Source organism: Pseudomonas tremae (assembly GCF_023278125.1).
Classification (GTDB): domain Bacteria; phylum Pseudomonadota; class Gammaproteobacteria; order Pseudomonadales; family Pseudomonadaceae; genus Aquipseudomonas; species Aquipseudomonas tremae.
In genome coordinates this window covers 2,779,650-2,800,714 of the sequence record NZ_CP066270.1, presented here as the reverse complement: position 1 = coordinate 2,800,714, position 21,065 = coordinate 2,779,650, and the positions used below count along the sequence as shown (strand labels likewise).

Genomic DNA, 21,065 nt, shown 5'->3' with positions numbered 1-21,065 from the left:
CCCGATGAATGTCACTTCACTCGCCGCTGACATGGTCATGCAGGATCTGGTCGATTGCCTGCTGGCTGAAGACTTCTTTGGCCGCGAGCCATTGAGCCGGCAGGACACCGCTCACTGGCAATCGCGTCACCCAGAGGCTCCGCCGCAACTGGCAGAGCAAAGCCCGGCTCAACAGGTCTGGGAATGGTGCTGCGATGCGTCGGAGCAACGCTTCATCAGTATCGCGTTGCGCCCCGGCATCACTCAACAATGGGAAAAGGTGCCCGGCACTCCGGTACTGGGCCGCCAGGATGAGCGCTGGACGCAGTTGTCTCCGGAGGACTTCCTCAAGTGGGTGTTTGCCGGCAAGGCTACCCAGCTGCAGGACAGCGAGCGTCAGGAAAACGAAAAAGGTATCGCGCTGTTTCTAGATGTTCTGCGCATCAGCGTCTGGCAGACCGCGTTGTCACTGAATCATGAGGTAGATCACGAAAACCTGATGGCCCAGGACGGTGCGACGTTTTTCCGCACCATGGAACAGTGGGCGTCGCTGCGTGATCGACCTTATCACCCGCTGGCCAAGGCCAAACAGGGCCTGAACGAGCAGGAATACCAACAGTATCAGGCAGAGTTCGCCAAGCCGGTCGCGCTGAACTGGGTTGCCGTCGACAAGGCCCTGCTGCAATGCGGGGGCGGAGTAGGAGATGTGAACACATCGTTCCCGGCGCGTTATCTGCTGCCGAAAAACCTGCAAGCCGATCTCGACCAGGAGCTACAACAACGTGGTATCGCGCACAGTCACGTAGCGCTGCCGGTCCATCCCTGGCAGTTCGAGCATGTTCTGGAGACACAATTGGGCGAAGTATTCGCCAGAGGCGAGTGTCAGCGCCTGACGTTCAGCGCGGCAACGGTGTATGCCACCTCATCGCTGCGCTCGATGACGCCGTGCTTCGACAGCGCCAACTACCTCAAGCTGCCGATGGCGATTTATTCCCTGGGAGCATCCCGGTACCTGCCTGCGGTCAAGATGATCAACGGCGAGTTGAGCGAAAAACTGCTGCGCGAGGTGGTAGACAAGGACGTAACCCTGAGCCGCTCGCTGCACCTGTGCGACGAACGTAAATGGTGGGCGTTCATGCCGCCGCAGGCCACACTTTTTGACGAGGCGCCACGGCACCTGTCGGCGATGGTCCGCGGCTACCCGCCGGCCTTGCTGGATGATCCGGACTGCCGCCTGCTGCCAATGGCCGCGCTGGGCACGCCATTGCCCGGCAGTAATCGGCACTTCTTCGATGAATGGATGGATTACCGCGACCTGCCGCGCAATCAGGCGTCGGTGCTGACCCTGTTTCGTGAGCTGAGCCACAGCTTCTTCGACATCAACCTGCGCATGTTCCGTCTTGGTATGCTCGGCGAGGTGCATGGCCAGAATGCGGTGATGGTCTTGAAAGCAGGTCAGGCACAAGGGCTGTTGCTGCGTGACCACGACTCATTGCGTATCTTCGTGCCCTGGCTGGAGCGCAATGGCATGCACGACCCGGAATATCGAATCAAGAAAGGTCATGCCAATACCCTTTATCATGACCGCCCCGAAGACCTGTTGTTCTGGCTGCAGACCTTGGGTATTCAGGTCAACGTGCGGGCAATCATGGATACACTTGCCCAGGTTTACGAGCTGCCGGTAACTGCGTTGTGGACTGTACTGCGCGATGTTCTGGATAATCTCATCACCACCATCGAATTCGACGACGAGGCACGTGCCATGATCAGGCATCAACTGTTCGAAGCACCGAAATGGCCACAAAAACTGCTGCTCACACCGATGATCGAGCGCGCTGGCGGACCGGGCAGCATGCCGTTCGGCAAAGGCCAGGTGGTCAACCCCTTCCACAGGTTGCGCCGTGACACCTGACCGAACCCTGCACCCCTCGCGGCGCGCGGTGTTGCGCCTGTCGCTGGGGTTACTGGCGCTGCCCGGCATTGTCCGGGCAGCGTCGTTGCGCACAGAGCCTTTGCGAATTGTCACTCTGTTTCAGGGAGCCTCCGACAGCGCCGTGGCACTGGGAGTGACGCCGTGCGGTGTGGTCGACTCCTGGAGCGAAAAACCGATGTACCGCTACTTGCGCCCGGCGCTGGCAGCGGTGCCGCACGTGGGCCTGGAAACCCAGCCGAGCCTGGAAGACATCGTGCTGCTCAAGCCCGACCTGATCGTCGCTTCACGCTTTCGCCATCAGCGCATCGCACCGCTGCTGGAGCAGATCTGCCCGGTCCTGATGCTGGAAGAAGTGTTCGAATTCAAGCGCACGCTGGCAATGATGGGCGCGGCGATGAATCGCCAGCAGCAAGCCATGCAACTGCTCGGTGAATGGCAACGACGTATCACCACGTTACGCGGCCAGCTACAGGCGAAATTCGCCAGTCGCTGGCCGATCACTGTGTCGGTGCTCGATATTCGCGAGGACCATATCCGCAGTTATCTGCCTGCCAGTTTTGCCGGCTCGGTGCTCACCGAGCTGGGCTTTGACTGGACACCCGCTGCCCGCCAGGCCAGCGGCGTCTCCCTTAAACTCAGCAGTAAAGAGAGCCTGCCTGTGGTCGATGCCGACCTGTTCTTTATCTTCCAGCGTGCGGACAGCAAGGCCGCGCAGCAAAATTACGACAAATTGGTCCAGCACCCGTTCTGGCAGCAATTACGCGCCGCGCAGGATAAACAGGTATGGCGCGTCGATGCGGTTGCCTGGAGCCTGTCAGGAGGCATTCTCGGCGCCAACCACATGCTCGATGAAATAACTCGAGTGGCAATGGCGGAAAGCGCCTCATGACGGCAGTGATGAGGCTGGGCCTGGGACTGTTGATGCTGGTCGCGTGTATGGGGTTAAGTCTGGCGACCGGGGCGATATGGATTTCGCCATCAGCGATCGTTGCAAGCCTGTGGCATCCAGACGTGTTGAGCCCTGTTCAGCACGTCTTGCTAGACACTCGACTGACGCGCACCTTTATGGCTGTTGCTGTGGGCTCCAGCCTGGCGGTTGCCGGTGCGCTGATGCAGGCGCTGACGCGTAACCCTTTGGCCTCACCGGGGCTGTTCGGCATCAATGCAGGGGCCACGTTCTCGATCATCGCCTGTTCGTCACTGTTTGCTCTGACCTCGATGAGCCAATGGCTGTGGTGCGCGTTTACAGGGGCGGCGGTGGCAGGGACCCTTGTCTGGGTGATCGGCAACCGGGGGCAGGGCAGTCTCAACCCGTTACGTATCGTGCTGGCGGGTGCTGCGATCACCGCGCTGTTCACCGCTTTCAGTCAGGCACTGCTGGTAGTCAATCAGGACGGTCTGGACACCGTGCTGTTCTGGCTGGCCGGCTCGTTGTCGGAACGGGATCTGGCCACCGCTGCACCGCTGCTGGGTTGCGTCGTGCTTGCTTTGGCCGGGGCATGGATACTCGCCGGGCAGGTCAATGTGCTCAACACCGGCGAAGCCATCGCCACCGCACTGGGCCAGCGCACCGGTTTGATTCGCCTGCTGATGAGCCTGGTGATCATCGTTCTGGCCGGTAGTGCCGTCGCGCTGGCAGGCAGCATCGGTTTCATCGGGCTACTGGTGCCGCACATGGTACGCAAGACGCTGTCCATCGATCATCGCTGGCTGCTGCCCGGCTGCGCACTGCTGGGTGCCACGCTGTTGCTGCTTGCCGATACGCTGGCACGGGTCGTTATATTGCCTCAGGAAGTCCCGGTGGGCGTCATGACCGCATTGTTCGGCGCGCCATTTTTCATTGCACTGGTTCGTCGAGGCGCACGCTATGGATAAGCACCTGACGCTGCGTTATCGCGGCTTCTCCAGGCAGTTCAACCTGATCGTAATCAGGCGCCTGACCATCTCCGTGGCGCTGACGTTGCTGGTGGCGATGGGGTCGCTGGCCGTGGGCAAGATCAATCTGTCGCCAACCACTCTGCTGGGTGTGTTTTCCGGCCATGCCGACGCAAGCCTGGTGTTCATCGTCGAGCAACTGCGCATGCCGCGTCTGGCGCTCGCCGCGCTGGTGGGGGCCGCACTTGCGGTGTCCGGGCTGATCCTGCAAAGCATCATTCGCAACCCGCTGGCGTCACCGGACTTGCTGGGTATAACCAGCGGTGCCAGCGCGGCGGCGGTGTTGTATCTGTCATTTTTCTCGGCCGCCCTGGGTGCGCAATTTCTGCCGCTTGCAGCTGTTTCCGGCGCAGGCCTTGCGGCGCTGGTCATCTACCTGCTGGCCTGGAATCAGGGCGCTTCGCCCTTGCGCATGGTGTTGATCGGGGTAGGGGTGTCGGCGCTGCTGGCGGCGGTGACCACCTTCATTCTTGTGTTCAGCCCGCTGACCACCACCTTGTCGGCCTACGTCTGGCTGACCGGGAGCGTGTATGGTGCCAGTTGGCCGGAGCCGCGTGCCCTGGCCGGCTGGCTGTTGCTGACCCTGCCGCTGCTGGTGCTGCTTGCTCGTCAGGTGCGCATGCAGCAACTGGATGACGACCTTGCCCAAGGCATTGGCGTGCGCGTGCAATGGCTGCGTGCCGGCTTGTTACTGGTAAGCGTGGCGCTGGCGGGTCTCGCGGTCGCTTGGGGCGGGGCAATTGCCTTTGTCGGGCTGATTGCGCCGCACATTGCCAAACGCCTGATGCCACCGGGGTTTACCGGTCAGGCACTGATGGCCGCCCTGATCGGTGCCAATCTGGTGATGCTCGCCGATCTGGCCGGACGCACGCTGTTCCTGCCGCTGGACCTGCCTGCAGGAATTTTTGTCGCGGTGCTGGGCACACCGTTTTTTCTCTACCTATTGATCAACCAGCGGCACTAAGGAATTACGGATGGCGTCAATCGCAACCCACGACCTGACCCTGAGTTACCAGCGCCAGGTGATCATCGACAGCCTCAATCTGCAATTGCCCGAGAACAAGGTCACCGTGCTGATCGGCAGCAACGGCTGCGGGAAAAGTACCTTGCTCAAGTCGCTGGCGCGGTTGCTCAAGCCACAGCAGGGCACCGTTGTGCTCAATGGCGCGGATATCCATCAGAAATCCACCGCCACGGTTGCCCGCGAACTGGCGATTCTGCCGCAGATGCCCAGTGCCCCTGAGGGCATCAGCGTACGTCAGTTGGTTGCGCTGGGGCGTTACCCGTATCAAAACTGGATGCAGCAATGGTCCGAACAGGATGAAGCGATGGTAGAACGCGCCCTGTTGCAGACCGGCATGCAGGCCTTGGCCGAGCGCCCAGTGGATGCATTGTCTGGGGGCCAGCGTCAACGCGCCTGGATCGCCATGACCCTGGCGCAGGACACCGACATCGTGCTGCTGGACGAGCCGACAACCTTTCTGGACCTGGCTCATCAGATCGAAGTGCTGGACCTGTTGCGCGACCTGAATCGCCAAGAGGGCAAGACCATCGTCATGGTCCTGCATGATCTAAACCTGGCCTGCCGCTATGCCGATCACATCGTCGCCGTTCACGAACGCACAGCATTTGCTCAAGGACGCCCAGCCGATATCCTGAGCGAAGCGCTGGTCAAGCAGGTATTTGGCCTCAACTGCCGGATCATCGCCGACCCATTCTTCGGTACGCCGTTGTGCATTCCGTTTGGCCGGGAACTGCCGCAATGATTCTGGCACACGCCTTCAGCGAAGCAGAATGGGCGCTGTTGTCCGGCGGGCTGCGGCTAAAACAGGCGGATGAACGCGACCCTCGCTCACTGCCCGCAAGGGCATTGCTGGACGAAGAGGCCTGTGAGCAGTTGCTGACCACACTGGGCCCCATCATCGGCTCGCCGACGCTGGCGATCACAGCATCATTACTGGCCAAGCGCTTTTCTTTCCTGAGCACGGGTGCCTGCCTGTACGCCATGTCGATCCACGACAAAGGCTTGATCCTGTCTCTGGACAATAGCCTGATCGAATACGCGCACGATGACGGCCTGTGGACCTCTTCGATGCCGCTGCTCGACGTTGCGCCTGTTGGCTATCAACCGGGTACGCGCGAAGCGTGGCGTGAAATGATCGCCAGTACGCTGTTTCGCGACATGCTCCAGCCGCTGTGGGAAACCTTTAACCGGGTCAGCGGTATTTCTCGACGCATTCTCTGGGAGAACACCGCCGTACGCGTCTATTCGCTGTACGACAAACGCATGGAAAAGGTTGAAGACCCGATTATTCGCCAGCGTTACGAAGCCGATTTCGACTGGCTGCTGAATCAGGCCGACCCTGCAATGTTCGGGCTGACTTATAACCCGCTGAAACACTTCAGACGCCCCCCTACATTGCTCGAACCCGAAGGCAAGGTTGTCCGTTTCCGGCGCACCTGCTGCTTCTATTACGACGCCAGCAACCCGGTCGAATATTGCTCTACCTGCCCGTTGTTGAGGCCAAAGAAATGTCGATGAACAAACAGATTTCACACCGTCAGCAACAGCTCAGTGACGCGGTCATAGCCCAATTTCAGGGCATCTCTGCCTCCACCATCGGCCATCTTACCGACAGCGGTTATCTACGCGGGATCAGCCCCTTGTTCGACGGTGCTCGACTGGTCGGCAACGTGGTTACCGTAAAAGTCCAACTGCCCGATGGCAGCATCCTTCGCGACGCACTGCTCAACAGCCTTCCCGGCGACGTGCTGGTGATCGAATGCGTCGGCGACGAGCATTGCGCCTGCTGGGGCGAACTGCGCACCTTGGCCGGCCTTATCAAAGGTGTGGCCGGCGTGGTGGTGTCCGGTGCAGTCACTGACGTCGCCGCCCTGCGCGAACATCGCCTGCCGGTGTTCAGCCGAAGCGTCAGCGCCGTCACGACCCGAAGCCTCGGGGAAAACGGCGAACTCAATGGGCCGATCAATATAGGTGAAGTGATTGTAAACCCGGGCGATATCGCGATTGGCGATGACGACGGGGTGTTTATCTTGAGCCCACAACAGGCGACTGAGTTGTTGCCTGAGTTGTTGGCGAAGGAGGGCGCTGACAGAGAACGGCGGGAAGAGTTTTTGCGGCGGTTGAATTCGCGATAGCGATGGGACCTATCGCCGCAGAATCCCGTACGTTGCCTCATCCTAAAAAATAATGATTCAGATAGACTCAAGAATTTCTTTACGGCGTGAAATGTATTCAACCTCATCAATTAAATTACGCTTTTTAAGCGAGAGAAGCTTTTCCAGGCGTGCTTCGACGTTGTCAGGAGGCGTGCTCACAGCTGGCTTAATAATCGGCGACTCTGAGGCCCCAGCGCAAGCAGCGCTGATGTCGTTCATGAGCGCTACCTCGTCAAAAACAGTCTGCCCTTTCTTATCGCGCATCAGGTTTGAATAAGCACGGCCAAGCGCTAAGGTTTGCTGACGCAAACCTGCATTTCTGGGGTCGGCTTTGAGATTGTCCAAAGATTTTTGATACTTTTGAAGCGCTTCAGTTTTTGCTTTCTCGCTAGCCCAAGCAACGAGTATGCCTAAAACAACTACAACAATTACGATGAACCAAAACATATGCATAGTCCTTTATTTTCGCAGCAGTGTCTGCGGTGCATATAATACTTCAATGCCCGCTATTTCATCCACCCATATTGAACTCGCTTCGAGTGCTGGACACACCGTTCACAAAGATATCAAAGCAGATCAGGCCTTACCTGGAACCACCTGACAAGGCTTCAATGCTGTGTTGCGATGAGAAAAGCCAGGTTCAAGCTCTGGAGCGGACGTAGCCGGGATTACGTATGAGCATGGGCCATATCCAGACCAAATCCAATGGCTCCATACGCGCAGCGCGGTCATGCTCTTCGCTGCGTTGGATTATCTTCAGGGCAAACTGATCAAAAGTATTAAGCGTCAGCACCTGCATCAGGAATGGCTATCTTTTCTCAAGAAGATCATTAAAGGAACGCCTAGGTCACATCCAAAATATCAGCACCAACGTCAAACAGTGCGCAGACTTCCGTACAGAGCACCTATCCAGCGCCAATATATGCGCTAGGGGCCAGCCAGGAAACGCTGCCTTTCGTCTGGACACTCATTCCAGCAGGCAAGATTTTCTGAGCAGTTCGGACAGGCCTTCAGGCACCAGCGCAGATGTAGCGGTGAAGCTGGAAACCGGATGCCATGTCGCCTTGAAAGGTGAACCATCGCTTTCAAGGCCCTCCAGCCAGGGCTTCTCGTAAACTGCTGCATCTTCAAACCTTGCATCATAGACCTGGACGATCTCATGTCCTCGCATGCCCGCGTAGGTAAAAATGCTTTCCAACGTGCCAATCAATCGAACGTTGCTGATCGAAAGACCCAACTCTTCATGCACTTCTCGGACGATGGCATCGATGCTTCGTTCACCAAACTCGATGCCACCGCCAATCGGACGGAAAAGAGTTCGCTTTTCGACGGCGTCGTAGAATTGGTTGACCAATATTTTTCCACGACGGTGGAAGATGCAAAGTGCAAGGGGACGGATGTGAGGTTCTGGCATGCGTAAAAGCCTTTATCTTACCGTTCAGCAATATGCAAACGATGTCGATCTTCTCTTCAGCTATTGTTCAGACTGGCAAAAAGGGTCGACCACTGACCGGTAACTTGATTCATCAGCAGATACACGGTTCGTCATAAAGAAAACTTTGCCATACGAATAAACAGACAATTTGGATCCCAAACTAAGCTTTGGAAGTTCTATCTGTCTTTTTCGATATTAGTTTATTAAGCGCGCTAAAGGTTTCGGTTTCATGACCGATCAAGATTACAACCCAAGCTGTCCCGGATAGTCGCAATGTTCAACACGCATTTGAAAAACACCAACAAGGCATTGGAGCGTCGCCTCGCCATGCTTGAACAAGCCGGGCAAATCCTCAATCTGGAGACTGTTGCCGTTGTTCTGGATGCCTCGGGCAAGGTGCAGAACGTCAACGGTCTGTTTGAAACGGAAATGAGCTATTCACAAAGCGAGATTGCCGGGCGCAACCTTTCTGAACTGAGCCCGCCAGAGCTAAGCGGTGATGTTCATCAGAGGCGCGCCTTGACTGCGATTCGGGAAGGCAAGCACTTCAGTGGCACCTTGCGGCTGATCAGCAAGACAGGTGCCAGGGTCTGGCTGAGGACAGTGGTCGTACCCTTCAAAAATGAAACAGGCGGCATCGAACAGATCACGTTGTACTCGAGCGTTCTAACGCGGACGATCGAGGCATCGCGTGAAAACGAGGCCCTCGTCAATGCCTTGCAACGCTCTACCGCCGTGATCGACTTCACCCTTGATGGAATTGTCATTGGCGCCAATAACAACTTTTTGAAAGCGATGGGCTACGAGCTTAATCAGATAAAAGGCAAGCATCATAAGATTTTTTGTCTGCCTGAAGAATCCAGTTCTGATGCTTATACCCAGTTCTGGGAAAGACTGCGGCGCGGTGAATTCATCGTCAACCGTTTTCGCCGGGTCGACAAGTCTGGCCGCGATGTATGGCTTGAAGCATCTTATAACCCTATCACCGACGCAAACGGCAAACTCTATAAGATCGCCAAGTTTGCGACAGTTATTACTGAACAGGTTGAACGTGAGAAAGCCGTCGCCGAAGCGTCGGAGATGGCCTATCAGACATCTATCGACACTGACACAAGCGCACAGCAAGGTCGAAAAGTCATCAACGACACGCTTCAAATGCTCGGCCAGCTGACGATTTCGATGGAAGAGGCCACGCGGGGCATCGAGGCACTTGACTCTCAAAGTCAGGTGATCGGGACGATCATAAAAACCATCAGCGGGATCGCCGAGCAAACCAACTTGCTCGCGTTGAACGCCGCCATCGAGGCCGCCCGCGCAGGCGAACAGGGTAGGGGGTTCGCAGTCGTCGCTGACGAAGTGCGGCAGTTGGCCTCGCGCACCACAAAGGCGGCGGAAGAAATTGTAAATGTGGTTAAGACCAACCAAAGCCTGGCTTCAGAAGCGGTCAGCGTGATCGTTCGCAGCACTGAGCAGGCTTCCGAAGCACTGGTATTGGCCAACGACGCCGACCGTGTCATTCAGGAGATCCAGCAGGGCGCCAATACTGTAGTACGGGCAGTCAGTCGTTTTGTCAGTCAGCGCTCGAATTAATTGCACGCTGACTGATCGGCTCCGGGGGCCACGTTAATCGTACTCCCTGGGGCCATGCCTGGTCAGCGCTCGGCGTGGGACGGTTTGTCTTCAAACCTGACGCTTGACTAGCGATAACTTGTTTATAGCCGTAGCACCCGCAGTCCCTCGAGCGTAGCCCTTATGTCATTTACCCGCGATCCGCGAACGGTTCGTAAATACCTGTACACCGTGTTGTGGCTTTACTTGTTTTCTCTATTCCTGTTGGCAGTGGTGTGGGAGTTCAAACTTGAAGCCCTGGCCATGTACACCATGAACCTGCCTTACGATTCAGACTTCGAAAACGCCGAACGTTGGCGCTTTGTATTGACGTCGACCGGGTTTGCGCTGTTGTCGATGGTCGTTCCGTTCATACTGCTGAAACGTCTGATGCAACGATTGCAGGGCAGCTACAACGACTTGCTGGCCTCGCAGACACTCAGCGATTCGCTGGCCCGTCACGACCCGTTATCCGGTCTGCTTAATCGTCGGGTGTTTCATGAGCAACTAGTCGCGCGCTTACAGGAAACGTCCATGCAGACCGCCGTCTTCCTGATCGACCTGGATAAATTCAAGTTGATAAACGATACCCACGGGCATGCCGTGGGAGACGCCGCTATTTGTGCCGTTGCAGAAAGTCTGCGCGAGGCAACTGCAGGGTTACAGGCTTCCGTGGCGCGGCTGGGAGGGGACGAGTTCGGTCTGGCGGTAAGCGGTAATTTCAGCCAGGTGGAACTGGCGACACTCGCTGAAAGCGTTCTGTCAAAAATTGCAGCGTCCAGGACAAGTGTGTCACGTGTGGCCCTCAGTGCTTCTTTGGGCGTTGCCGTTTCGCCACTGGACGGTTCAGATGCAGACATCCTGCTGCAGCGTGCCGACAGCGCGATGTATCGAGGCAAGAGCGGCGGCCGAGACGCGTGTCACTTCTACGAGGTCAGTTTTGAGCGCGAACAACGCCTGCAGGAGCTATTCGCGCAGGAACTGAGGCATGCGATTGAAGAGAAACATATTCAGCCGTTTTATCAGCCTATCGTCAGTCTTCCCGAACAACGCCTCTCGGGGTTCGAGCTGCTGGCACGATGGCTGCACCCCGAGCGGGGCATCATCATGCCAATGGACTTCATACCCGTGGCGGAACAGCTGGGACTGATCAAGCAACTTACCGAGAGTCTGTTAGTGCAGGCCTTCGATCATGCGCTTGACTGGCCTAGCGACTTCACACTGTCAATCAATGTCACTTCGCTGATGATCGAAAACCTCGACTTTCCCGAATGGCTTGAGCAACTGGCCAGCGAAGGCAGATTTCCGTTGAGTCGTCTTGAAGTGGAAGTGACGGAAAACGCTCTGGTGGCCAACATGAACAGCGCCCGCTTGAACCTGGAACGTTTACGCGCAATGGGAGTGAGCGTTGCACTGGACGATTTCGGGACGGGTTATTCAGGGCTTTATCACTTGACCAAGCTGGCCATCGACAAAATCAAGATCGACAGGTCTTTCTTTGATACGTCTCTGGATAACCAGAATGAAATGGTCAAAGCCATCCTTGCCTTGGGTAAGAGCTTGCGCATGAAAATTACCGCCGAGGGAGTAGAGCACGAGCAGTTGGCGGACTGGCTGGCCATCAATAAATGCGACTTTGCCCAAGGCTACCTGTTTGGAAAGCCGCTACCTTTGGCTCAGGCGAAAGCGCTGCTGGCAATGAGTGCGCCAGCCAGGCCGGTCAGGGCAAGTGCCGTGTAGTTATTCAGTCTTGAACCGAAGACTCGTCCAAAATGATGAGACGGGTATATTTCTTTCGCTATGCCCAGATACCTGACGAGCAGGCGGTCTTGTCGCTCAAATGGTGTAGGCATATTCCGCTAAAGGCTCAATAGCCTGCGCGTTGTTTCGACTCGCCAGCCAGAATGGGTCATCCGGTAACCGGGCACAGGAAGGCAAGGACACCATCACCTCTAGAACGGGCACGCAGCATGATGATCAATAACTCGTACTTGGCCGAAATGCTTCCTTCAGCACTCACGGGTGTCACTGTCGGGGTGGGCGCTCAGGTACTGCTTTTTGGCGACGTCGCCAGCGTAATGATTCAGTGCTCGTTTTTTTGCGAAATCAATGGCGTGGGCAGGTGGGGGCATGGAGAAGATGTGGCCACCAGCCCTTTGTTTTTTGATTTCCTCAATGTCGATATAGAACGCATTTCAATTGACGAATTTGCCATTTTGACTGTTGCATTCAACCGGGGAATGATCCTTAAAATCTTTCCCGAGAACAATGGACTGGAGTCGTATGTGATCAATACACCAAGCGACATATTCCCTGTCATTTTGTGGTAACGCACAGTCCAGGCGAAAAATGAATGCCACTCTCCAACAACGCTCTACGAGCCCTTTTTTAATGGCGCAGGCATGCTTCACAAACTGCTTGCTGTACTTGCGACCAAGCCAAGAGCAGGTATGGTGTAGGCAGTAAAGCTGAAGCCGCGCAACCTTCAGCCAAGCTGTAATGACATTTACGAGGCGCGATACACGTCTGGTTTTGCGCTGATGGTACAAGGATTATTCTAATGAAAGCTTTTCAGATCGGGCTTCAACAAGGCCTGGATTCTCTGACCCCTACCACTCGCCCCGAGCCGATTGCCGGGCCTGGAGAAGCCGTTGTGGCGCCTCGCATGGTGAGCCTGATCAGCCGGGACGTTCAAATTCTTCGAGGTGTATACGGTCCCATACAGTCTCCCGAGCGCATTCCCATGTCCGAAGGTGTAGGTGAGGTCATTGCTGTGGGCGAGGGCGTCAACCAGGTCAAACCTGGCGACCGGGTCATCTGCGGTCACTTCCCTAGCTGGCTGGAGGGCGAATTCCGGACTAGCGTTTTTGCTCATGATGTCGGCGTGACGCATGACGGCTGGCTCGCTGAAAAGGTCGTACTACCCGCAGCTGCACTGATTCGAGTGCCGGGCTCGTTGGCAGACAAGGATGTCGCCGCGCTTGCCTCTGCCGGTCTGACCGCCTGGAACGCTCTGATACAGGTTTGCAAGCTTAAACCGGGCGAGCTTGTTCTTTGTCTGGGTACTGGCGGGGTGGCTCTGGCCGCGCTGAAGCTTGCCAAGCTTCACGGTGCCCGAGTGGCGATCACATCGTCAAGTGACGAGAAACTGGACATTGCCCGCCAGTTGGGCGCGGACATCACTATCAATTACCGCAAACACCCTGACTGGGCTGCGCAGGTCATGGCCCTGAGCGATAACGCCGGAGCCGACATCGTTATCGAAACAGGAGGTCAGGACACTTTGGGCCAGTCGCTTGCCGCTGCCGCCGTCAACGGACGGATTGCAGTTATAGGTGTGACGCCCGGCCAGCACTCTCCGATTCCTGACTACCTGTCCCTCATCATCAAGAACGTGACAATCCGAGGCATCGCTAACGGTAGCCGCAAGATGTTCGTCGACCTCATTCGCGCAGTCGAAGCGAACCGTATCGAAACCGTGGTCGCCAAGACCTTCACGTTCGATGATGCACCTGCGGCCTATGCCTATTTCGCAGCGGCGAACCACGTAGGAAAAGTGTTGATCGATTTCGACCGAAGTTGAGGGCAGGGCGCAAAAAGCTCGATACAGGGCGAAGGCTTGAATGCCTTGGTCTATCCGCTCTGTACCGCGCCATTAGTTTCTACCCTGGCCCGGTCGTATACTGCTTCAGTTTATTAGTCTATCCCTCTGACTAAGCGTCCGGCGCTCGTCGAAGGGTGATGCGTGTCAGCTCCGACGGTTTGCCGAGGCGGATGGCAAACCCCGGCCAGAGCGCAGTGCCGTTGTTGACGTACAGTTGCATTCCGGCAACGTCATAAAGCCCTGATACAAAGCCGCCGTTTGCCATGGCCAAGAGTCGATGAATACCAAAAATCATCCCGCCGTGGGTATGTCCGGACAGCTGCACAGCCACGCCTTGAGCTGAAGCTGCGCGCGCGTTCCTTGGTTGATGGTCGAGCAAAATGATCGGCGTATCCTTCGCTATGCCAGCTATGGCTTTTTGAACGTCGGGGGCGGGAAACCCTGTTTTAGGTGCAGTTACATCCGTTACGCCAGCCAGTGCAATTCGGGCACCGTCATGCTCAATGAATGTGTGACTGTTCGCCAGCGGTATCATCCCCAACGAAACGAAGTGCTGCATCCATGCTTTGTTGTCGAAGAAATACTCGTGGTTACCGGGTATGACATAAACGCCATCCGGCGCACGCAGATCACGCAATGCATCGATATCCAGCTTCCTGTTGCTGAGCGAGCCGTCGATAAGATCTCCCGTGATGACAATAAGATCGACACCCAAGGCGTTCGATTCTTTCACCACCGCTTGTGTCCACGGCGCATCAAACAGGCGACTGATATGCATGTCAGTCAGTTGCAATACCTTATAGCCCTCAAATTGCGGGGGAAGGTTTCTGACTGCGATATCGATATCCTTGATGGGCGGCACGCGCACTGCCTGCTGGACACCGATTGCAGCGAGCAGCAGTGCTGCGACCCCGATGCTGTAACGCACTTTTGCTGGAACAGCCAGCCGTTGGCGCCGAATCAGCATTGTCAGCACTGTGCAGAGGTCGACAATGATTTGCAGCACGGCAAGTAACAGGATCGCGCCAAATGCCCAGTTGAAGAGCATAACCACATAGCGCGGAAATTCCGGCGAGAACACGCTGCCGGAGGAGAACCGACAATACAGGTGATATTGCGAGGCGAGAACAAGCAGCGTGCCGACGGCTATTCGCGACGACAGTGCCCAAGGCATCGGCAATAAATAACGCAGGATAACGTACAGGCAAGGCAGGCTGAACATGACGTGAAACATCAACTCGGTTCCCTGATCATCAGTGTTTGCTTAGTCGCCAATCCGGCTTCCGAGAGTTTTTGTCTCGCGTCTCCAACACGTTGTCTGTGGTGCATTTGTCATTTCACTCATAGATAAACAGGTGCAATCACGCCATACAAAGACCAGACTCACAAGGCCCCAGACATCTCGGTACAACTGTATTCTCATCCGCTGACTCTGTGTCAGGGCAGCATCTCCCGCCGTGCTTGACGCACAGTGCAATAAATTTGAAATATCTTGAAACATTCCACTGGCCGCGCGAGTCAATGAGATAACTCTCTTCAAGGTTTTCCGATGAAAACGCCTCGCCCCAACGCACGCCATAAACCCCTGACCGATCTGCGCAATCTCAAGATGGCCCGCTCTGCGCATGCGTTCGTGCGAGGCAACACCGCTCAGTTTTACGAGTGGCTCCACAGCCAGTCAGGCAGACGTTTGCCCAGCGGCCCGCCGGTCTGGATTTGCGGCGATTGCCATGCCGGTAATCTGGGGCCAACGGGAGATTCAAAAGGGCGCATCGATATGCACATACGCGACCTTGATCAGGCTGTGATCGGCAATCCTGCTCACGACCTTGTGAGGCTGGGACTGTCGTTGGCGACAGCTGCGCGCGGCTCGGACCTGCCTGGGGTCACGACCGCTCGGATGCTGGAAGAGATGATGCAAGGCTACGAAGAAGCCTTTGTGGGCGACGGCGATGAAGAGCCTGATCGCCCGGTACAGGTAAAAGCCGGGATGCGCAGCGCGGTGCAGCGTACGTGGAAGCACCTTGCCAAGGAACGCTTTGAAGATACTCAACCCAGCATTCCGCTGGGCAAGCATTTCTGGGCACTGTCGCGTGCAGAGCGCGATGCCATTAAAGCGCTCTGTTCGACGGCGGAAATTCATGCGCTGGTGACATCGCTAAAGGGCAGGTCTCAGGACGACCGAGTGCAATTACTTGACTCTGCGTATTGGGTAAAAGGCTGTAGCTCTCTTGGCCTGCTTCGCTACGCGGTATTAATGGGCGTGGGTGATGAAGATGATCAGGAGTTCTGTCTGCTGGATATCAAGGAAGCGGTCGCCGCCGCTGCTCCGCGTACTGCAAGAGCGCCTATGCCCAGAGACAATGGCAAAAGAGTAGTGGAGGGTGCCAGGCATCTTTCGCCCGGCTTGGGAAGTCGGATGGTGGCTGTAAGAATGCTGGATCACTCGTTCTTCATACGTGAACTGCTTCCTCAGGATATGAAGCTGGAACTTGATGAACTTACCCAGCAGGAGGCTATGCAGGCAGCCGCATATCTCGCGAAAGTGGTAGGCATGGCGCACGCCAGGCAGATGGACCTGGCGACGCGCACCGCGTGGATCCGGGATCTGCAAACAAATCGATCCCAGACCCTCGACGCTCCCTCCTGGTTATGGTCAAGCGTGGTTCAACTGGTCGGTAGTCATGAGCAGGGCTACCTGGAACATTGCCGGCGCTATGCGCTATAGCGCTTTATCCCTCGTTCAAACGGAATGGCAATTATCGATTGTGGCGCAGAATGGAAAAGTTCAGTGCCGCAGCTACCGAGAGCCACACCAGATACGGGAATAAAATCAGCCCTGTAACGATATCCAGCTGCAACGCCATTACGATCATTGTGGCGACAACAATCCATAGCAAGACCAGAATCACCATTGCAGCTACAAGGCGGTTTGCGCCAAAAAACACCGGCGTCCACAACGTATTCAGCGCAATCTGGGCAGCCCACAGCGCCAGCACGGTCTCGCTGCCGGGGATCAGGGTCAAGCGATAGCCTGCCCAGGCGAGGAGCAGATAGATCGTGGTCCATGCCACTGGAAATGCCCAGTTCGGCGGAGTGAAAGCAGGTTTCTTAAGGGACTCGTACCATGCGCCTGGTTTGAAGATGATGCCGGTTGCTGCTGCGGCGCAGCAGGCTAGAAGAAAAATATAGAAGGTCATGTGTCATCCTGAGCGATAGCGATGTGGTGGAACGATCTGGTACGGCTTCTGCGAGCGACGCTCGCCTAGCGCTTCTCCATTTGTACCGATGAGCCGTTATCGGGATTATTTTTCGTCCCCTGCTCACTGTCAGAATTATCAAAGCACCCCGACAAGGCTACAGTCACGGATAGGATTAGAAACAGCGTTTTGGGGGTTTTCTGCATGTTGCAAACTCCTGTGGTCGACAATGTCTCTGATGCCTCACCTCTTCGCGGGTTCAACATCAATCAGGCGCGAAGCCGGGGATAGCCGGATTTCAAAGCGGATCCAGCCTGGAGCGATGTAGCAATTTGTGCTGGTTGAGGAGATGCGTTAAATGGCGTGCCGACTTTCCTTGGAAGGTCGGTAGCCGAAGTGAGAGCTGTAACACGTGCTGAAGTGGCTCGGTGAGACGAAACCACAGGCGACTGCGACCTCTGTGAGAGAGAGATCGGTGTGCTGAATAAGGCGACGGGCCTCGGTTATACGTAACTCTAGATAATAGCGCTGCGGCGTGGTGCCGAGTTGCTCCTTGAACAGCCTCTCGATCTGACGCCGGGACCGTCCCGCATAAACGGCCAATTGTTCCAGTTCCAGAGGTTCCTCAAGGTTTGAGTCCATCAGTTTGACGACCTCCCTCAATGGAGCACTGACGGACAGATGCCTTGACGGTTTGATCCTGCGATAACGAGAGGCTTCGAAAGACAGAATGTCCTCGATGCCCTCAACCAGCTCCTTATCATGCAGGCCCTTGATCCACTCCAACACCATCTGAAATGCGCCGACCGGGCTCGAAGCAGTCATTCGGTTTCGATCCAAAACATAGGCCTCACTGGTCACATGGGTGATTCTGGATATCTCGGCCAGCGCAGATCGGTGTTCGGGGTGAATGGCACATCGGTATCCATCAAGAAGCCCGGCAGCGCCCAGGAACCATGCGCCATTCCATAAGCCGGCCAGAATCACATCGCATTCCGAAGCCGTGCGAAGCAGGGCCGTAAGAGATGGATCGATTTTGAGCTCAGTCCTATAGCCGCCGCAGACGACGAGAAGATCAAGCTCCTTGAGTTCGCTGACATTTAGAACAGCATCGGGACGGATGATCAGCCCCAGATCGCTCTGAATTTCATGCTCGGTCAATCCGAACGTTCTGGATGTGAAAAGATTAGGCCTTAGCAGGTTCGCGGTGACTACGGTATCCAGGGCCTGGGTGAAGGCGGGCAGTGAGAAGTTCTGAAGCAGCAAGAAACCAATGCTGGCCTGGGACGGTATTTCTCTTTCGTCATTGTCCAGATAGCGGAAATTTTTGCGCAATGTTGTACGGCTGAATTCTCTTCTCTCGACCATCTTCTCTTCACCTGAACATTGCAGCAATCGCATAGCTAATGAAAGTCCTGCTGCCACTGCGCGCCGCTCATGTGCCCGCACTGGCTGGCTTATGGAGCCGTCCCTGGAACGGCTCGGTATACGGCGACCTGATCTGAACGTACAGTTTCTTTCAGTACGTAAGTCGCCCCCTCTTTGATGTTGATCTCCCAGTGTTTGTTCGCTTTCGATGCTTTTGCGTTAAAACCTGACTCAGGCACGTTGTCGAAGCTGTTGTATCGATACAGGTTGTACGCCACGCCTGGCTTGAGCCCCGAGACAGTGACGTTCAAGTTCAGATTCGCGGAATCAGGACGGCTATTGGAGTTTTCATCCATCGCCGTTTTTTCTTCATTCACATCGGTGGTGAGGCGAACCGGAAGCGTCTTGCCGTCCCGGTCGATAATCCCGGTGATGGCCACGCCATAGTTTTTTCCGCCGCTGGGTAATGAATACACCGGTCGATTCTCGTCATTGGCTTCTTCTCGATTCGCCTGAAATGCTCCGAACTTAAAGCGGTAAAGATAGGCCGGCTTTCTATCGGGCGACCAAAGACCGTTATCGCTGAACGTAATGGCGTCATCAGCGTAATAGGCAGCAGGTTGGGTAGCGGGTTTGCTAGACGATACTCCGATGACGGGAACGATATGGTCGTATTCACCATCGCCTTGGCTGCCATTTTCATTTTCGAACTGAGAAAAATTCTCGTAAACGCCGATGATGACCGGGTAACCGACCAACACATTGCCCTTGACCCATGCCAGGAATTCGTTTGCATTCGCCATAGTAGGGCTGCCCCACTCAACAGCTTTCAGGCGCATTTTAGCGGCAGCAGCCGCATCGTTCACCCCCAACAGTAACTGACTGCCACGCTTGGATTGCCTGATGTTCGGGCTTGCGATTGCGCGGGCATCGAACTGTGAAACGTATTGGCCATAGTAAAGGCTGGCACTGATGAGCGCCGTTTCACCGCAATAACCATAGTTTGCTTCCCATTGAAGGCGTGGGGGAATGTCGTTCATTTGGGTGCCGCTTTTTGTCGCGTTTATACCTGTCGAGTTGGGGGGCGGGTTTGCTGCATGGGCTATTGAGAAAGGCGCACACAGTGTTAAAGCAATTAGCAGGCACAGAGGTCCTGGGGGAGTGCAGTGGCTTTTCATGAGCATGCCGAAGTCAAACATTTTTATCACCTTTGCTGATCGGATCAAAAAGCGGGGTATTGACCAGTATTGAATAACCCAACGTGTCCACTAATCGTGAGGTGTCTCCAGGTCACACCCCCGTCGTTCCAGCGGTGTTGCAGGCAATGGATTTCTCCCGCTCTAGACGGGCGATCCGTGCTTCGAACTCCTGAATTTTTTGCTGCCCGGGCGCGGTGCTCGTGCGCTTAGGAGCGAACCATGGAAAGGCTGCCTACTTATCAACGACCGATTTTACCTAGGTGGGTATAAGTGAAGCCTTGTGGTAACTTCAGGCCATAGCCAAGCATTCGATCAAAACCAGCGTGCGCCAGCCATAGAGCACCTATCGCGCCTAATTCAGGGGTTGACCATATCATTCCAGCCGCAAGTAAAGCAGCACCGGACGCATACAAATGAAGGGTGTTATAGCAGTAAGCCCCAACTCTAGGGCCTAATGCATACACCGGGAGGAGTTGCTGACGGTTCTGATGCTTGCTCATGAATATCAGGCTTCTTGGGGATTTATCGCGCGGGGTAGGGTAGGCGCGGATGAGGCGACTGGCCAGGCCATGCTCGCTCCAGACATCTTGAGCATCGGTCATTCATAATCTACTCATCAGTGGTCAGCGGTAAGCCGCTGCGATAACTTGGTTGCATATCATTGGGCAAAAAATTTAGGTTGTACCAGTCGGCCTAACGGTCATAAAACACGTCGTTTAGCAGGAGCCACATGGACGAGCTAAGAGTTTTCAGCCACCCCCACTGGATAGTGACTCATCGGCGAGATTCACGTTATGACGGGTATTTGATAATTTCGTCTGAAGAGACGGCTTCAGGTCTCAGCGATTTGAGCGACGAAGCCATGTCATCTCTAGGTTTAGTGATGAAAACCTCGGAGCGTCTGCTGGCAAAGGTGTATTCCCCGTACAAAGTAATCTTTTACAAATTGGGATTTTCTCTCGATTTCAACGCGCATTTTCATGTCGCTCCAGTCTCCGAAGACTTGCTCACAGAGATTTCAAAACACCCTGGTTATTCCGACAATCCTGACGGTAATGACACAATCGTTTTTCTGAGTCGAGAATACTGTGAAAGAACTCTTACAGCTTGCGAAGCAGAAAAGCAGTTATCGGCGGTTCATGTGCTCAGGGCCTCTCTGTGACTAAGTGTAGTGGTCTAACGATTTCGGAGTTGGGTTAGCCAGCTCCAGCAGGAGCGCAATGGCGTGACGCCTCAGAGCAAAGCCCTGACGCCCGAGCAGCAGAAAATTCAGGAGCTGGAAGCGCTGCATTCCATTTTTTACCAGCGCTCACATTAGGTTGGTGAAGGCGGCCACTGTACGCGTTATCCATAGATGCTGTTAATAAAACGGCAATTTTTTCAACTGGTTACTGGCAGAGTGAGCGATAAATGATAGAAAGTTTTCAAGTCACGACGATTTTATCATTTATGCATAGCAAAAATCTGTAAAGCGCTGTTATTGATATTCCTATCGTCTCGAATCAGTGGTGACGAGTCAAAAATTCGGAGCGCGCGACATAAATTTTTTAAGAAAGTCATACCGTCTGTTTTGGAGAGCTTTTGCGCCTTTTCTTCGTGTTAAGCGTGGATTAGCCCATCCCTC

The 21,065-nt window shown here is 55.4% G+C and carries 20 protein-coding genes and 3 pseudogenes; 16 read left to right on the top strand and 7 right to left on the bottom strand.

Features of this window, described 5'->3' with window-relative positions:
* Window positions 1–4 precede the first annotated feature (4 nt).
* The 7 genes from I9H09_RS12750 to I9H09_RS12720 are packed head-to-tail and all read left to right on the top strand — an operon-like array spanning window position 5 to window position 7,006.
* Window positions 5–1,891: an IucA/IucC family protein gene (locus I9H09_RS12750; RefSeq protein ID WP_122346373.1), complete on the top strand. Its 1,887-nt coding sequence runs from the start codon at window positions 5–7 to the stop codon at window positions 1,889–1,891.
* Window positions 1,881–2,801 carry an ABC transporter substrate-binding protein gene (locus I9H09_RS12745; RefSeq protein ID WP_005886942.1) on the top strand — a complete coding sequence of 307 codons (921 nt, stop codon included), beginning with the start codon at window positions 1,881–1,883 and terminating at the stop codon, window positions 2,799–2,801. The genes I9H09_RS12750 and I9H09_RS12745 overlap by 11 nt, the downstream gene beginning before the upstream one ends.
* Entirely contained in the window at window positions 2,798–3,787 is a 990-nt protein-coding gene (locus I9H09_RS12740; protein ID WP_054990937.1) for a FecCD family ABC transporter permease, read from the top strand. The genes I9H09_RS12745 and I9H09_RS12740 overlap by 4 nt, the downstream gene beginning before the upstream one ends.
* Window positions 3,780–4,811, top strand: a complete 1,032-nt coding sequence (locus I9H09_RS12735; RefSeq protein ID WP_191867733.1) for a FecCD family ABC transporter permease — start codon at window positions 3,780–3,782, stop codon at window positions 4,809–4,811. The genes I9H09_RS12740 and I9H09_RS12735 overlap by 8 nt, the downstream gene beginning before the upstream one ends.
* Before the next feature lie 10 nt (window positions 4,812–4,821).
* Window positions 4,822–5,613, top strand: coding sequence for an ABC transporter ATP-binding protein (locus I9H09_RS12730; protein WP_024671544.1), 792 nt, complete (start codon window positions 4,822–4,824; stop codon window positions 5,611–5,613).
* On the top strand, window positions 5,610–6,389 hold the full coding sequence (locus I9H09_RS12725) for an IucA/IucC family C-terminal-domain containing protein (protein WP_236502353.1): 780 nt from the start codon (window positions 5,610–5,612) through the stop codon (window positions 6,387–6,389). The genes I9H09_RS12730 and I9H09_RS12725 overlap by 4 nt, the downstream gene beginning before the upstream one ends.
* Window positions 6,380–7,006 (top strand): RraA family protein, encoded by a 627-nt coding sequence (locus I9H09_RS12720; RefSeq protein WP_053480056.1) that lies wholly within the window; start codon window positions 6,380–6,382, stop codon window positions 7,004–7,006. Before I9H09_RS12725 ends, I9H09_RS12720 begins: the two co-directional genes overlap by 10 nt.
* Window positions 7,007–7,063: 57 nt before the next feature.
* Here I9H09_RS12720 and I9H09_RS12715 read toward each other — a convergent pair whose 3' ends face one another.
* On the bottom strand, window positions 7,064–7,474 hold the full coding sequence (locus I9H09_RS12715) for a hypothetical protein (RefSeq protein WP_005886932.1): 411 nt from the start codon (window positions 7,472–7,474) through the stop codon (window positions 7,064–7,066).
* A 137-nt stretch (window positions 7,475–7,611) separates the two neighbouring features.
* On the opposite strand from I9H09_RS12715, the pseudogene I9H09_RS12710 reads away from it, so the two are divergent.
* Window positions 7,612–7,874 (top strand): annotated as a pseudogene (locus I9H09_RS12710) (IS630 family transposase); the annotation flags it as partial.
* Window positions 7,875–7,994: 120 nt separating this feature from the next.
* Here the strand turns inward: I9H09_RS12710 and I9H09_RS12705 are convergent.
* Window positions 7,995–8,441 (bottom strand): NUDIX hydrolase, encoded by a 447-nt coding sequence (locus I9H09_RS12705; RefSeq protein WP_005886928.1) that lies wholly within the window; start codon window positions 8,439–8,441, stop codon window positions 7,995–7,997.
* 294 nt (window positions 8,442–8,735) lie between these two features.
* Here I9H09_RS12705 and I9H09_RS27180 point away from each other — a divergent pair.
* The 5 genes and pseudogenes from I9H09_RS27180 to I9H09_RS12685 all read left to right on the top strand — a co-directional run.
* Window positions 8,736–9,512, top strand: a pseudogene (locus I9H09_RS27180) (PAS domain-containing protein); the annotation flags it as partial.
* A gap of 30 nt (window positions 9,513–9,542) precedes the next feature.
* Complete coding sequence (locus tag I9H09_RS27175; protein WP_397417010.1) at window positions 9,543–10,052, top strand: methyl-accepting chemotaxis protein; 510 nt, start codon at window positions 9,543–9,545, stop codon at window positions 10,050–10,052.
* Between the two features lie 282 nt (window positions 10,053–10,334).
* Window positions 10,335–11,810 carry a putative bifunctional diguanylate cyclase/phosphodiesterase gene (locus I9H09_RS12695; protein WP_236502356.1) on the top strand — a complete coding sequence of 492 codons (1,476 nt, stop codon included), beginning with the start codon at window positions 10,335–10,337 and terminating at the stop codon, window positions 11,808–11,810.
* Window positions 11,811–12,040: 230 nt separating this feature from the next.
* The gene (locus I9H09_RS12690; RefSeq protein WP_122346937.1) at window positions 12,041–12,400 is read left to right on the top strand and encodes a hypothetical protein; all 360 of its coding nucleotides are present in this window, start codon (window positions 12,041–12,043) and stop codon (window positions 12,398–12,400) included.
* Window positions 12,401–12,630: 230 nt separating this feature from the next.
* A complete protein-coding gene (locus I9H09_RS12685) occupies window positions 12,631–13,653 on the top strand; it encodes a zinc-dependent alcohol dehydrogenase family protein (RefSeq protein WP_122346936.1) in 1,023 nt (340 codons plus the stop codon).
* 130 nt (window positions 13,654–13,783) lie between these two features.
* On the opposite strand, the gene I9H09_RS12680 is transcribed toward I9H09_RS12685, so the two are convergent.
* Entirely contained in the window at window positions 13,784–14,908 is a 1,125-nt protein-coding gene (locus I9H09_RS12680; protein ID WP_236502352.1) for a metallophosphoesterase, read from the bottom strand.
* 315 nt (window positions 14,909–15,223) lie between these two features.
* Between I9H09_RS12680 and I9H09_RS12675 the strand changes: the two genes are divergently transcribed.
* Entirely contained in the window at window positions 15,224–16,402 is a 1,179-nt protein-coding gene (locus I9H09_RS12675) for a DUF2252 domain-containing protein (protein ID WP_122313252.1), read from the top strand.
* Window positions 16,403–16,433: 31 nt separating this feature from the next.
* Here the strand turns inward: I9H09_RS12675 and tspO are convergent, their stop codons facing one another.
* From tspO to I9H09_RS12655, 4 genes are all read right to left on the bottom strand, one after another.
* Entirely contained in the window at window positions 16,434–16,874 is a 441-nt protein-coding gene (gene tspO, locus I9H09_RS12670) for a tryptophan-rich sensory protein TspO (RefSeq protein ID WP_024671553.1), read from the bottom strand.
* A 354-nt stretch (window positions 16,875–17,228) separates the two neighbouring features.
* Window positions 17,229–18,242: a GlxA family transcriptional regulator gene (locus tag I9H09_RS12665; protein WP_236502355.1), complete on the bottom strand. Its 1,014-nt coding sequence runs from the start codon at window positions 18,240–18,242 to the stop codon at window positions 17,229–17,231.
* 89 nt (window positions 18,243–18,331) lie between these two features.
* Window positions 18,332–19,441, bottom strand: coding sequence for a hypothetical protein (locus tag I9H09_RS12660; protein ID WP_235662916.1), 1,110 nt, complete (start codon window positions 19,439–19,441; stop codon window positions 18,332–18,334).
* Window positions 19,442–19,680: 239 nt separating this feature from the next.
* Entirely contained in the window at window positions 19,681–20,043 is a 363-nt protein-coding gene (locus tag I9H09_RS12655; RefSeq protein WP_054998300.1) for a DUF4260 family protein, read from the bottom strand.
* A gap of 128 nt (window positions 20,044–20,171) precedes the next feature.
* Here I9H09_RS12655 and I9H09_RS12650 point away from each other — a divergent pair, with 128 nt between their 5' ends.
* Entirely contained in the window at window positions 20,172–20,603 is a 432-nt protein-coding gene (locus tag I9H09_RS12650) for a hypothetical protein (protein ID WP_122313254.1), read from the top strand.
* A 24-nt stretch (window positions 20,604–20,627) separates the two neighbouring features.
* A pseudogene (locus tag I9H09_RS27330) lies at window positions 20,628–20,726 on the top strand (transposase); the annotation flags it as partial.
* Window positions 20,727–21,065: the final 339 nt, after the last annotated feature.